Origin of the sequence: Pseudomonas sp. W4I3, assembly GCF_030816195.1 — a bacterium.
Classification (GTDB): Bacteria; Pseudomonadota; Gammaproteobacteria; order Pseudomonadales; family Pseudomonadaceae; genus Aquipseudomonas.
Map to the genome: position 1 here is coordinate 4,651,868 of NZ_JAUSXS010000001.1, position 15,426 is coordinate 4,667,293.

Sequence of the window (15,426 nt, forward strand, 5' to 3'; positions counted from 1 at the left end):
TCGGCCTCAGCGGTGCGGGTTGCGTATGCCCTCCACTCGGTACCGCTGGCCCCCGAGATGTTTCAACATCAAACGATAGGCGCCGCGTCCACGCGAAGCGGAGTAGCCATGCAAATCCGCAGACCACAGTTGATCGCTGTGAGAATGCCAATGAACCGCGCGCAAACGCCCTTCGCCCAAGTGGCTGAGGGTAAGGGCAATACTGCGGCCCTCGCGGCTCAATGGATCGATACTTCCAAGCGCCTGAGTATCGATCTGCATCCGTTGGGCAGCGGCTCCCGCCGTCATCGGCGCCAGCATCGACAGTTGGGCAGGCGCTTGCCGACCACCGCGTGCGCGGCCGGAGCCGGCAACCTGTGTCGTCGCCCCAACTTCGAACGCGCTTGGCCCCGCCTGCTGACCACTTGCGGCAGCGGACTCAAGCCCTGGTTTTCGCAGCAGTACCGCGGCATAGCCCATGCGTTTCAATTCAGGCATCGGATTACGACTGCCCTTCAGTATTTTTTCGACGTCTCCCGGTTTGTCCACAGGCCCCGCGTAACCGTAGACATTCTTCTGAGGTGACGTAAAGACGTAGAGGGAAATCCCTTCGTCCGTATGGCGGCGCCCATAGGCAAAATTCACCATCCGCTCCGTTTCTTCGTGAGTCAATTGCGCCTGCTGCGCCAACGTGATCGCCATCTCCGAAACATTCCTGGCGAATAGTTCTTCTACCTGTTCCACGGCCCTGGCCTGGGCCTGCGGTTGCATCTGTTGATAGACGCTCAGACGGACGGCGCCAAACAGTGCGCCGCCCACCAGGCCCCCAACGGAAGCCCCCATCGCCGCATTGCCAAGCAGCGTCCCCGCGGCCAGGCCCAGCAAGACCAAAAGCAGGAGGGTTATCATAGCGAGCTCTCGTACGACGTTCTCCACGGCAGCGGGCTGCAGCCCCATTGAGTCCACGAACGTGATCGGGTTGTTGAACGCCATGAGATAGGGATTGAGCTGTGCACCATTTCCTGCGGGGTCAGGGTTTATCCATCGCTGCAGCCACGGGGCGTAATAGCGGAAACCGTAATAATACAAACCGCTGGCGTCACGCTCTTTGCCTGAATATCGGCGAGTCTTGTAGCTGCCCTCCAGCGCGTTGCGCGATGCCCACCATGCCGTCCCTCCGTACGGAAAATAACTTTCCTGGCTCAACAACTGGGCTTGTTCGCCCAGCTCCAGTCCCTGACTCGATTGCTGATCCGTGAGGCAAAAACGCAGGGTTTCATCGGCCGCTCCCTCATCAAGTCCCAGCTCCCATTGCAAGACCTCAACCGTGCAACGCGCCACTTCAAGGCGCACCACATTCAGCCGGCGCAACGGTCGATGACGAATTTCCAGGCCGGGCAAGTAATACACGCGCGCGGTCTGCCGACTGCCGGCCACCTGCTGATGCGTGAACTTGAGCGCCCGCTGGCCGTCGCCTGCATACCCATAAGCCTCCTCGTCCGGGTTGCCCTCCTCTCGCAGAATCGTCGTGACGTTAGTCAGTTGATTACGCACGTTCCACGTCATCGGCAGGCCACGCACCAGTTGTTGCTGATTGCCGTTGGCATCAAACCCCTGCACCAACTCAGCCACCGGATGTTCACTGGACAGCGCACGATTGCTGCCGCTTGCGACCTGCATGTCACGGGTGTAACCGACGCCACTGGAGGGCACATGGCGCAGCCGTGTCAGGTTGCCCCCCTCGTCATAGGCATAGTGCTGGGTGTAATTGCGCCATAAACCGGTATCGGTCGAGCCGAACGAAATACGTGGGGGCAGTGCCTGGCCGATGGCAGCGGCGGTACTTTCCCGGCCCGTGGCCTGGGTCAGTTGGTACAGCGAGTCGTATTCATAGCGATATGAAGCCTCCACTTGCGTGTTGTGGCTCCATTTCGTCGGTTGCGCTTGATCCTGCAGGTTCGAAATGTTTCCCACGGGATCATAGTCGTAGTTCAAATCCTGCAGCGGCGCCGCCGGCTCATTTTTGCGGTACGCCGTCAGCCGGTCCATACGGCCATCCTCGGCGCGGTACGCGGCCATGCTGGTCACGCCATTCCCCAGCACGGCCGCTTCCACCTGACCGGCGGCATTGTAGGCGTAGCGCTCTATTACGGTCTTGCGCGTGCCACTTTTCAAGGTGAGGTGAACATTCTTCGCCTGCCCGTCCAGCCCATAGGCGAACTGTCGGGCATTGCCCTTGGCGTCGACCTGCTCCAACGTGCCGCCAAGGGCGTCAAACCTCCAGCGAGTGGTGTAATGCACGCTCTGCAGTGGCTGGTCCTGATCGGCCTGGGCAAGCGGCCAGTCAACATCGCCTGGCGCCTCGCGAAACCGCCGGGTTTGACGAAGCATCTGCCCGGCAATCCCATACGCGTCGCACACTTGGGTGCCTGCCGGGTCGGCATGGCGTACCAGACGGCCACTGCGGTTAAGTGCGCGATCCTCAGGCGTTGGCATGGCATACACCAGGCGCTCCACACACCGGGGTCGCGCTTCGCCGGCAGCTTGTTCGAACACCGCTACCGGACGCTGCAAGGCGTCGTAGTCGTGGCGCTGATAGGCACCCCGCCCGTCCCAGGCATGCAGCAGTTGCCCCGCTGGCGCCGCCAGCATCAGCCGCAGGCCGGCGTCCACATCATCGCTGCGGATCAGCGTACCGGACAGGCTGTACACCGACACTTGATTCGCCTCGGTCAACGGTTCGCGTGATTTCAGGGTCAGCAGGCGCGGATCCCACTGCTCAAGCAACAGGCCACTGGCCCCATAGACGTGCCGCCTGACGCGGGTTGATGGCGCTGTCTCAGACGTAGCGCGCAGATAGTCGACGCTGCGCACGGTCAACCCACGGGGGTCGACCGCAACAAGCGAGGGCGTGTTTCGATGAAGGGAAGCAGACATGATCAGATGCCCTGTATTTGCACAATGGTCAGCAAAGCCTAGGGTTCATGTCTCGCGCCGAGGTGGTAGCGGCGTATGGACGCCTCAATCGGCGGGGGGCCGGCGATGCCCGTAAATGGCTATACCTGTAAATAGCTATTCCTGACCCCGTTAACCTGCGTGATAGCGTTTTTCATTGCCCGCTGGACCCATCGGCGGCCGTGAAGGAACGTATAGATATGCAAGCCGACAGCAGCTCCTTGCTCGACCAACTGATTGATCACACACACCCTCCCGCCCCTGGTCGGGACGATTTCAAGACCGCGTTGCAGCGCCTCAACATGCATTCGGTATTCGATATTGTGCAACTCAGCGAAGAGGCCTTCGCTGAGCAACTGACCACCTGCAACGATGACGACGCTCACGCGGTGTATCGCAAGGCTCAAAGCGCTGCCGCGCAACTGGAAACGTTGTTTCGCGAACAGCAAGTCTCGCCGGACCGCCCTGCCCTGCGCCATAAACGCCATGTCGCCGCCGATACCGGTGCCACCTACCAGGCCTTGTTCAAGGAAGACTGGGAACGGTTCTGCGCCAGTTCGTCCATAGCTGCGGTCGATTCGCCGGCGGCCTACCTGCGTGCGCTTTATCTGTTCGCCCTGCAACTGGAAAAAAATGCCAAAGGGGCAGACGCGATCACCTTGTCGGACCGGCGTGCGGACCTCAAGGACTTGGTGATTGACCAACACAGCGCCGCGGACCAGGTGCCCATGTTGTCAATCGTCAATCAGACCTTGCTGCGCACTATCGCGGGCGCCAACGACAGCGACGCCTACACACTCCTGAGCAAGACCTGGTACCCGTTTTCGCTGCCGTATCATTTCCACCACCAGCAATGCCGGCTGGGCTTGTCGGGCGACAAGCCGATGTTGGGTGAGTTGAACTATCGCATCAGTCGCCAGTTGCCGCTGGCGCGAGAAACCAGCACTTACGGGAAAGTCGTTACCCAAAACAATGAGGTCCAGTGTCTGTTATCCGGGTTGAGCCCTGAACAACAGGCAATGCTGAAAAATGACGGGGTAACGCCGCAGGATGCGCAAACCTTCTATCTCAGGTACTTCAACTGGACGGCTGAGACGGGGCCGGAAAACGTCAATGACTTTCTGCGCCACACGCAACTGGATGCCGAACAACTTCAAGCGCTGCTGGCGCAACAGACACAAGCACCGCGCCAATCGCCTTACTGCAAGCAGGACACCGGCCTCACTTACGGTGCCTGTTACATCAACGGTGCGACGGGCCCTGCCGCTGCGCTTACCCCCGCGATCAACCTGGACAACGGCGCCCCCGCCAAGCTGGTCAACGTGAGCCTCGAACGCTTCGACAGGCTGCAACGGATGATTCGCCTGCAGCGCTGGCTCGGCCTGCCTTTCGCGCAGTTGGACACGTTGCTGGTCAGTGCCATGCGCTGCGAAGGCGCCAGCAACCCCACGCTGCTGATCACCCATAACACCCTTAGGGCGCTGGGGGTCTTTTGCTATCTGAGCAAGCGCTACAGCGTACAAGCCGAAGAGTTTGCCGCCTGGCTCCATCAGTTGCCCGTTCACGCCTCGGGTGAGCGCGTGTCATTGTTCGATCAGGTCTTCAACCGCGCAGGTTCCGCCCTGCCTCCCCTGTATCTGGACGGCCGCGAATTCGACGCAACAACCGGGCAACAAGTGTGCGCCGGGCTGGGCCTGCAAGACACCCACGATTCGCTGCAGTTGCTGATCGCCGATAAGCCTGCAACCCGTACGATCAAGACCGTCAGCGCACTTTATCGGCAAGCGCGAATCGCTCGCCTGTTCGGTTTGTCAGTCATGCATTGCCAGCAGCTGGCGCAATTGCTCGGCAAGAAAAACTTTCTTGAGCAACTGCGTCACCCAACGCTGCGCAGCGCGCCGCACGGCGCGACTGACTTTCTCGATATGCTGATGCACTTGGAGTGGGGCAGCCGTTGGCTCAAGGAGAATGGCAACAGCCTGCCACTGTTCAGGCGCCAACTGTTACTCGATCAGCAGGTCCAGGACCCGACCATCAACCAGCTGTTGAAACAGTTCGTGGGCTATGACCAGGCTTCTCTCTCCAAACAGTTGCACGCGCTCGAACTTCCCCAACAACTCGATGATGAAACAACTCGCTTGCCCGCGGTGAACTGGGAACTCCTGGCCCAGCAAGTACTGCAACGGATGCGCCTGGGCATGCGTATCGACGAGGCGCTCGATGAGCTGCTGCCGTCCGTTGCAATCAGCACGGATCTCAGACGCGGAGCCAGCATCATCAAACAAGAGAGACCCAAGCTCGAGACACTGATGACCGCGGTGAGTACAGAGTTATGGCTGCTGTATAAGCGCCTCAGACAGATCATCAGCGACGTACCCCAGCCGCCAGGCAATGCCATCGATCATAAAAAATATGATGGTTACGGCCATTACCTGCGTTTATACGCGCCCGCTGCCCCACCCCTGCAAACCCTCGGCTACTTGATATTACTGCTGCCTCACGCCGTCGATGTTCTGCAATTGCCGCTCAGCCGCCAGGCGCTTGATCAGTTTCTGATAAACCCGCACTGGCTGGACAGTGACTATCAAACCTCTTCGTTACTTGAATTGAACCCGCACACCCTCTACCTCATGCAGCAGTTCAACCATTGCATTGACCGCTTTGGCCTGACGGAAGGACAAATTCTCGATGTCTTCAGGCAGGCCAACACACCGCCCAGTAACGCTGCACGAAACAACAGTGACGAAGTCAACGAGCATCTGGCCCGTCTTTGTGGCTGGAGTGCCAGCGAAATAGACGTCTTCAGCAGCCAACTGAACCCGCCACGCATTACCTCCATGGATCGCCTGGACTGGCTGCTGCGCTGCCGCCAAGCCAGCACCGCAACCGGCCTGTCGGCCACCCTGCTGATCGCCGCCAGCGAACTTAAAACCGACTCCACATTCGCTCAGTGGAAAGCCGTCGGTGAAGCGCTCACAAGCGTGCATGCCTCCCCGGCCAACGAACCTTCCACGCCCGACCTGCTCAAGGATTGATCATGTCTCACTCGCTTGACCAACAGCTTAATGAAAGCCTGCGCGACGCCATGCTCGCGTACTACCTCACCCATAAAGTGCCTGCGACCCTGAAGACAACAATCAGCACGGCCGATGACCTTTACGCGTATTGGTTACTTGACGTGCAAGTCAGCCAAGCCGTGCCAACCAGCCCGTTAGCCTGCGCCGTTTCCAGCCTGCAGCAATACATCAGCCGTATTGAATTGGGCCTGGAGCCGGGCTATGAGCACCAGGGCATGACCGCGCAACAGGGCAAGCTCTGGCGCGAACAGTTGCACACCTACCCGCTGTGGCATGCCAGCCAGCAACTGCGCTATCACCCGGCCAACTATCTGGACCCGACGTTACGACGTGACAAGACTGACAGTTTTCAACAGTTGGAAAACGACCTCAGCCAATACCGGATTCAAGCGGACACCGTCGCCACGGCGGTTCAGCATTATCTGGCCAGGTTCGAGGAAACCGCCAACATACGCACGATCAACGGCTATATCGACGCAGACTTGAGCAACCTGCATAACGGCACCTATTACTTCGTCGGTAAGTCGAGCTCCGAGAACACCTATCACTGGCGCACTCTGGACCTGTCCAGGCGCTCCGGCGCGGTGCTTTTACCGGGCGCCTGGTCAGACTGGAAAAAAATCAACCTGTCGGTCTCCGACGCCACCGCCGAGCAGAGTATCCGCCCGGTGTATTTCAATGGCCGGCTGTTTTTCATCTGGGCCGAATGCATCAAACCCACCCCGTCGAGTTCGCTTAAGGCGGCGCAACGCAATTCAAGGAAAAAGGAAAATCAGGCCGATTGGATCAACACCCATTACGTCAAATTCCGGCTCAATTTCTCGTATAAAAAGCACGACGGCAGTTGGAGCGTGCCCCAAGCGTGCATTGAGCAGCACTGTGCGACCGAAGACGTTAACGCATCGACCTCCGAGCTGCTCAAAAGCATTACGCAAACGGTGGCAATCGTCGACAGCAGCAGCACGCCTGTGCTTTTTTTAAGCGTGCTCGCCACCAGCCGTAAAGATCCTAAACAGCAGGATCATTTTATCGGCAAATTTTTCCAGGCGGTTCATCTCGACCAGTCCTTCAATATCACCACTGTCGCTGATGGCGGCAGCCCGGAGCGCTATAGCGTGCTGCCTGGTTCAAAGGTGGCCGAAGAAATAAACCGTCTGCTGCAACCCTTCGATCCCTCCCAGAAAACCAAAGTACAGGCTCAACTCAAGGGTGAGGCGCGAAGCACGAACGGGTATTACAGCGAGTTGCTGCCCGACAGCGCCCGACAATTCCTTACGCTCTTTGCTCACAAAAACCAGGGCAACTTGCAGTTCAAAATAGCGCCGGCAGCCGAGCAAACAATTAGCATAACGTCGGAAAAGGTTTTCGAAAGCGAAGAGCACTGGAATTTTGAACAAAAACAAGCAAACATAAAAGACACAGACGACACTAACGTTTTCTTCGATTCAAGCACCCAAGAACTTGTGTTCTCTTCTACCCTCAGTGACAGCTTCAGCCATCCGTACACCGTCACATTATCCAGACCGCTGAGTATGCTTATCACGTTGACGACTAATGACGCGCTGGATGACCCGAAAACGACACGAATGAAACTGAGCCAGGGTTCTATCATCGAACGTGCCGAAACAGGCCTGAAAACTAATCTTTACTCAATATATCTAAGAAATTCTAACACGTTGGAGGAATTCCCTAACGCTGTACATCATGCTGACGGTCCACTCTTTTCCCATAAATTAGAGCAGGGCGACGCAGGCAAGCTCTCGTTGGAAGGTAACTTCATCGAGAAGAACGCTTTCGTGGATTTATACACAAGCAAACATTTCCATTTCGCTCTTGCCCGTTACGGCATTACCAAGCAACCGGGTGAAAAAGACAGGCTACATGCACAAAATTATACGTTTACCCAAAGGGCAGACGTGACCACGCCTAACTTACGCGCCTACAAACACGTCATCATGAGCGCGAACTTCGAAGACTACCCATTTACCAACGAGGTCAATGCCAACACTCATCGGATCATCAACTTTCAGGACACAGCTCACGAGAGCCTCACCGGCTCAAGTCCCGAATTACCTAAAGGGCACCGCGTCACGGCGCGCCTTCCGGTAACACAGGAGCAACTAATGTCCGGCATTACCCTGATACATGGGGTGGTGGTCCTTGAGCCTGGGGAAGATGGCACGAACATCCTTGGCTATGCATTGAATACGGCAACCCTGAAGCTGACGGCAACTGTTTCTGACCCCTCCCCCACCCAGCAATTGGCGCCGACAATCAAGAGACTCGTATCGGACACAATCGGCACCGCCGAATTCATTGACTTTTCCAACAGCTCGGCAAGGTTGCCTGGGGACATGTCCACCGCCCTGCGCATGAATACCTGTTTTGCCGCAAAGCTGGTCCAGGCGGCCAATGTCAGTCTTGACCGTTTATTCTCGTTGATGCCAGAAACATGGCAAGAGCCTCCACTCACAGCTGGCGGCACAACAGAAGGCATCGACTTCAAGGGTGCCAATGGCAAGTACTTCTGGGAACTGTTCCTGTACTTGCCCTGGCTGATAGCCCATCGCCTCAATCAAGAGCAACAGTATGCCGAAGCGCAAACCTGGCTCGGCTATCTGTTCGACCCTGGACGAGCCGCCGACGCTTCCAGCAAGCGGCCTGCCTTTTGGGGATTACGCGAACTTGTCCGTGAAGAACGGCTGCCCGGTTACACCAACCACGATCCCCACGAACTGGCGATACGCGCCCCTGTGTATTTTCGCAAGGCGATCTACCTGTTTTATCTGGACCTCCTGCTCAATCGCGGCGATGCGTACTATCGCCAGCTGACCCCGGACAGCCTGACCCAAGCCAAACTCTGGTACACCCGGGTCCAGCATTTTCTTGGCGCTCGGCCCAAGGTCACCACCACCGAACCGTGGGCGCAAATCACCCTTGCCGCGTTGGCAATGGAGGGTTCTCAAGCCCTGGCGAACTTTGAGCAAACAAACCCGACAATCGACGTCAACCTGCCGGTCGACGTCGATGCACGGTCTTGGCTCACCCACTCCGATAATCTGCGCCTGCCCTTCAACGCCGAGCTGGTGACGCGCTGGGACAAGCTTGAAAGCCGTCTGCATAATCTGCGGCACAATCTCGACATCACCGGTAAACCCTTGCGCCTGCCGCTCTACGCGGCCCCGCTGTCGCCTCTCAAGCTGATGGCCAGCCAAGGCAAAGGGGCGTTCGGCGAAAACCCTCCAGCGGATCACATCAACACGCAGGTTGGCCATTATCGCTTCCAGTCGATGTTGAGCCACGCGCTCACGGCCACCGAAGCGGTGATTCAGTTCGGCAATACGGTACTGACCCTGATTGAACGCAAGGAACAGGCGCAATACCTGGAGTTACAGCAACAACAAGCGTGGGACCTGGCCAATATCATCGTGACCCAGCAAACGCAGGCGTTGAAGGTTGACAGGAAGAACCGCCAGGCACTCGACGCCAGTCGGCGCATGATCGAGTCGCGGATGCATTACTACACACACCAGCTCACCGAAAGCATCAGCCCCGGCGAACTCCAGGCAGGCGTGCTCTACCTGATCAGTACCGGGTTCGACACCGCCGCTTGCGCCGCCGCCTCAGGGGCCGGCATCGCGATGGTGGCACCGAATATCTTCGGTACAAGTGTCGGCGGCTCGCGCTGGGAAGGGCCGTTCTACGCCGCCCAAGCCATCGCGCAAGGCGTTGCCACGGCGCTGCGCGGCACCGCCGCAGACCTGGATCGTTCCGAGCAATTCAACCGCCGGGCGCAAGAGTGGGCCCATGCCCAGGACCAGGCCAGACTCGAACTGGCCCAGGTCGATGCCCAATTGGAAGCCTATGCCGAGCAGGAAAAAGCCACGCGCCTGCAATTGCGCCTGGCCGAGACCTCCCTTGCCCAGGCCTGGTCCAACTATCAGTTGCTGGCCAAGCGCTATTCCAAGGCACAGCTGTATGGCTGGCTCAATGCTCAATTGAGCACGTTCTATTATCAGGTCTATGACCTTAGCCTCTCGCTGTGCCGCACTGCCCAGGCATGCTGGCACTACGAAATAGCGGACGATTCGCGCACGTTTATCCAGCCCGGCGCCTGGAACAACAACTACCGTGGCTATCTGGCGGGTGAAGCCCTGAAGCTCGCGCTGTTGAACATGAACCAAGCCTATCTGAACCATAACGTGAGGGATCTGGAGATCGTCAAGACCATTTCCCTGCGTCATCGCCTGAACGAGTGCGAGATATCCTCCCGCTCAACCGACACCTCCCAGACGCCGCCCTCCTCTAACGAAGAGAAGTGGGCCGATCATAAACGGCAACTGGTGAATAAAGGCACGCTGTGCTTCAAGTTACCCGCGGCACTGTTTGAAGAGGATTACCCCGGGCACATCCTGCGGCGGATCAAAGGCATCAGCGTATCGTTGCCCGCGACCCTGGGCCCCTATGAAGACATCAAGGCGATACTGACCCAGACCCACAACGAAATCAGACTGCCCACGGGCGGGGTGCACACGGACAGGCGCGCTCATCAGCAAATCGCACTGTCCACCGGGCTGGATGACAATGGCCTGTTCACCCTCACGTTCGACAGCAACGAGCGTTATTTGCCGTTCGAATACACCGGGGCTATCTCCGACTGGACGCTGGAGTTTCCCAACCCGGACCGGCAAAAAGCCGTCCTGGAATCGATCAACGATATCGTCATCCACCTGCGCTACACCGCAAGGGCAGCCGCTGTCAGTGGGGGCCAGGCATGAGTGACGACACCCTCAAGCTTCAGATCAATACGCCGACATTGCCCAAAAGCGGTGCGGCCATCCAAGGTACCGGCAAGGGCTGGGGCGACATTGGTTCCAGTGGTACGGCAAGCTTTGAAATTCCGTTGCCCGTCTCTCCCGGGCGCGGCTACGCGCCGGCCCTGTCACTGACCTACCAAAGCGGCGCGGGTAACGGCCCCTTCGGCCTGGGCTGGGGTATGCCCCAGCCTGCCGTCAGCCGACGCACCTCCCATGGCGTGCCTGGCTACACGATGCACGATGTGCTGGTGGGCCCCGACGCGCAAATCTGGCTACCGGAACGCGACGCCGAGGGCGCAATCAGCAGTCGCCGCCTCGCCTCGTTCAATGGCTTGCCGCTGCCCATTACGTATACGGTTACCCGCCACTTCCCCAGGGTCGAGAGCCGTTTCGACCGTATCGAACATTGGCAATCGGCAACCGACACGGCCGGCTTCTGGTTGATACACAGCGCCGATGGTAGCCAGCACTTTTACGGAAAAACCTCGCTGGCGCGGATTGCCGATCCGGACCAGACGCACCATGTGGCCCAGTGGTTGTTGCAGGAAAGCCTGAATGCCCGCGGCGAGCACATTTATTATCACTACAAAAAAGAGACCGACACCACGCGCTACCCCAGGGACTGCCGCGCCCGGCACTACCTGGAAAGCGTCTGCTATGGCAACTTCATCGCCACAGAGCAGGAGCAGCTCTACCTCTGGCAGACCGACGATAAACCGGACGTGGGTTGGCACTTTCAACTGGTCTTTGATTACGGCGAACGCGCCCTTGAACTGGACCAGCACCCGACGTATCGGAAAACCCGGGAATGGCCGGAACGGCCCGACCCCTGCTCGGACTTTGCCTTTGGCTTCGAGTTACGCACCCTGCGCCGTTGCAGCCAGGTCCTGATGTTTCACCACTTTCCCAAAGAAACGCAAATGGGCACCGACCCGGTGCTGGTCAAGCGCCTGCTGCTGGAATACCGCACATCCAGGGATGTCAGCTTGTTGGGCGCAGTTCATGAGCAGGCCTTCGATAACCTGGGCAATAGCGTGAGCCGCCCGCCGCTGGAGTGCTTCTACCATTCGAGGCAACTCAAGATTGACCAAAGCCACTACCAGCCATTCAGCGCATTGCCCAGGCTGTATGACGGCGCTCGTTATCAACTGGTGGATCTCTATGGCGAAGGCCTGCCCGGTGTGTTGTACCGCACAGACAAAAGTTGGTATTACCGTGAACCGCTCAGGCCGCCACACTCGCCCACCAGCGACGAGGTGAGCTACGCCGCGCCAGTGGAGTTGACGCGGGTGCCGGTGGCCGACAGCACCCGGCCCTTCCACCAGGCGCTGGCCGATGTGAGCGGCGACGGGCGTCTGGACTGGCTGGTGGCCGGGCCCGGGATGAGCGGTTTTTTCAGCCTGGATGAACAGCGCAACTGGTCAGCCTATACGCCGTTCGATGCATTCCCGTCGGAGTTCTTCCACCCCCAGGGCATGCTCGCAGACTTGATGGGAACAGGCCGTCATGACCTTGCGATGATCGGCCCGCGTAGCGTGCGCCTGTATGAAAATCGCCGAACATCCGGCTTCGCACCCGCCACCGAGGTACCGCATAGGCCCGACGATGAGTTGCCGATCATTTCCTCCTCATCCCACGAACTGGTGGCGTTCAGCGATGTACTCGCCACGGGCCAACAGCATCTGGTGCGTGTCCGGCATAACGAAGTCAAATGCTGGCCGAACCTGGGTCGCGGCCGTTTTGGCCAGGGCTTTGTATTGGCCACACTGGCGTTGCGTTATCAAACGTTCAACGCGGCGCATGTACGGCTCGTCGACCTCGATGGCGGTGGCGCCGCGGACTTGCTGTATTTGAGCACCACCCACCTGATGATTTTCCTCAACAAAGGCGGCAACGGCTTCGAGACACAGGCGATCAACGTGCCGTGGCCAGAGGGTATGCAGTACGACGACCACTGCCAGGTCAGCATTATCGACGTGCTCGGCCTGGGCTATCCGAGCCTGATCCTGACCGCTGCCCACCAGACCCCCATCCATTGGCGTTACGACTTCTTCAGCCACAAGCCCTGGCTGCTCGCGCGCACCGACAACAACCTGGGCGCCCAGGCGTTGATCAAATACCGCAGCAGTGCCCAGGAGTGGCTGGATGAAAAACGCGAGCTGCATGCCACGGGCCAGCCTGCGATCAGCCAGTTACCCTTTGCGCTGCTGCTGGTCAGCCAACAAACCCAACGGGACGAGATTACCGGCAACCAACTGACCCAGCGTGTGAGCTATCGCCAGGCTTACTACGATCGTCTGGACCGTGAGTTCCGTGGCTTCGGGCTGTTGCTGCAAACCGACACCGACAGCCGCAAGGGCTCCCCGCCCACGCCCGGTTCCAGCGCCCCCGTGCTCAGCAAGACCTGGTTTCACACCGGGCGATCCCTGGACATGCCCACCCTCGGCCACAGCCCTCACGACCCGCACGCCAAGGCTTGCGGGCCCACCCTGGTCAGCCGCCACAGGGCGGCGGCTCAGGCACAGCCGCTGGATCATCATGACGACGTGATCAGCGATCCTGCGCCAGCGCTGGCACGCGAAGTGGCGCGTGCACTCAGTGGCGTGGTGCTGCGGGTTGAGGTGATGCCGGCGGACCCGGCGCACGGCGTCGTGCCCTACTCGGTCACCCACCATCGGTATCGGGTCCGCGAACTGGCGCCAGCCAGTGCTCATACGCCCTACGCCCGGTTACTGCCATTAGCGCTGGAGTCGATCAGCTATCAATATGAAGGTGTAGCGGACGATCCCGTCTGCCAACACCAGATCAACCTGCGCTGGGATGCCTATGGTTGCCTGGTGCACGGCGTGACCCTGCATTATGCCCGCCGTACCACCGCCGACGACACGCCACCCGCCGTGCTGGCGGATGAGCACCCGCAGCGCTGGTGGCGCGATACCCATGACAGCGCGCAACAGTTCTATTACCTGAGCGAAACGCTGGCGCAGCCGATTCACCTGGACACTGCACAGCAGTGGTGCCTGGCCTTGCCCTACCGTCAACGAAACAACGCCCTGGTGCTCGGCAAGGCGCCGGCCCCTGGCGGACTGGACCCTGCACGTATCGCCTATGAGCTGTTCATCGACACCCGCGACGGGCCGTTGGCCGCAGGGGCCAGGCGCACACTGAGCGGCTTGTCGGTGCAGCGCTACCGGCAGGCCGGCGGCCGCGGTCTAACCTTGGAGCCCGGCGTCGCCACGGCCCAGGCATTGACCGATTACCTGGAAACCGCCGAGCTGGATGACCAGGCCCTAAATGCTTATAACGACATTCCGGCCATGCCCAACCAACCCACAGTGGATCTGGTGCAAAAGCTCACCGACAGCGGCTATCGCACCATGGCGATGTTTTTTCTGTTCGACGGCGAGGCGCCGCCCGGGGAAAACCGCCTATGGTCGATTCGCCGCCACTTTCCCCGCTATGACAAGGCCGACCGGTTTTGTCGGTTGAGGGCGTTGCGGGCCACCGAGGCCCACGGCGAAACGAACATCCAATACGACCCCTACTTGCTGCAAACCGTGCAGGTAAAAACGCCCGACGGCTGCGTGACCAAAGCCGACTACGACTATCGATTGCTGCTGCCGACAAAAATCGTCGACCCAAACGGCACGGTGCAAGAGGCGCGTTATGACGGTTTTGGGCAGTTGCTTGCCAGCAGTTTTCATGGCCATGAACAAGGCCTCAGGGTGGGCTTCACCGCGCTGGACAGCTACCGCCCGCTCACCAATGTGACGCCCGCGTTTGCCATTGAGCAGGCGCAAAGCGTGTTGCAAGACATGGCCAGCGCGCACTGCTACGCCCCGTTCAGTTGGATGGGCAGCATCGACGTGGCCCAGGTCAAGCCCGAATGGATTACCGAAGGCTATCTGCTCCCCGGCGGGCATATCCGCATGAGCGCGCGAGCGCGCCTGAGTGGCGTTCGCCAAGCGCTCAGCGACAGCGAAAAACAACTCAAGGCTTTGATCGATACGGCCAGCCGGACGCCGGTACATGGGCTCATGCTGCAAGCCGACCGCTACCCCGGCGATGCCGAACGACAGGTGCGCATGACCTTGACCTGCTGGGATGGCTTTGGCCGTTCATTGCAGACCAAGCAGAAGACCGAACCCGGCCTGGCCCACGCGGTCGACGAGAAGGGCAACCTGTTGGTCGACAAGCTGCCGGACGCATCCGGCATCCTGAAGCGGCAGCTGCGTCAAGTGCATGCCGACCCCCGCTGGCGCGTCAGCGAGCGTGTTGAATACAACAACAAGGGCTTGGTGATACGCCTCTACCGCGCTTACTTCGCCAACAGCCACGCCTACGTCAATGATCACTCCATGCGCAAGCTGGGCCACAGCGATCGGCAATTGTATGACCCTCTCGGACGCCCGACCCAGACATTCACCGCAGGGGGATTCATGCGGCGTACCACCTATTGGGCCTGGTATACCGTCAATGAGGACGAAAACGACACCTATGGAGAACTGACCCCCGCCCCAATACTGGCTGACGAATCCTGAGGGCTTAGGGATCGACGCGAAACGGGTACGAATGAGCCGCGACGGCGGCCCATTCAT

General features: G+C 59.3%; 4 protein-coding genes. 3 read left to right on the top strand and 1 reads right to left on the bottom strand.

Annotated elements, in window-relative coordinates:
• Positions 1-6: 6 nt before the first annotated feature.
• On the bottom strand, positions 7-2,916 hold the full coding sequence (locus QF045_RS21120) for an RHS repeat-associated core domain-containing protein (RefSeq protein WP_306493859.1): 2,910 nt from the start codon (positions 2,914-2,916) through the stop codon (positions 7-9).
• Positions 2,917-3,134: 218 nt separating this feature from the next.
• Here QF045_RS21120 and QF045_RS21125 point away from each other — a divergent pair, with 218 nt between their 5' ends.
• Genes QF045_RS21125 through QF045_RS21135 form a run of 3 tightly spaced genes read left to right on the top strand, consistent with a single transcriptional unit; the run spans position 3,135 to position 15,369 of the window.
• A complete protein-coding gene (locus tag QF045_RS21125; protein ID WP_306493860.1) occupies positions 3,135-5,969 on the top strand; it encodes a Tc toxin subunit A in 2,835 nt (944 codons plus the stop codon).
• A gap of 2 nt (positions 5,970-5,971) precedes the next feature.
• Positions 5,972-10,789: a neuraminidase-like domain-containing protein gene (locus QF045_RS21130; RefSeq protein ID WP_306493861.1), complete on the top strand. Its 4,818-nt coding sequence runs from the start codon at positions 5,972-5,974 to the stop codon at positions 10,787-10,789.
• Positions 10,786-15,369 carry a SpvB/TcaC N-terminal domain-containing protein gene (locus QF045_RS21135; RefSeq protein ID WP_306493862.1) on the top strand — a complete coding sequence of 1,528 codons (4,584 nt, stop codon included), beginning with the start codon at positions 10,786-10,788 and terminating at the stop codon, positions 15,367-15,369. The genes QF045_RS21130 and QF045_RS21135 overlap by 4 nt, the downstream gene beginning before the upstream one ends.
• Positions 15,370-15,426 lie beyond the last annotated feature (57 nt).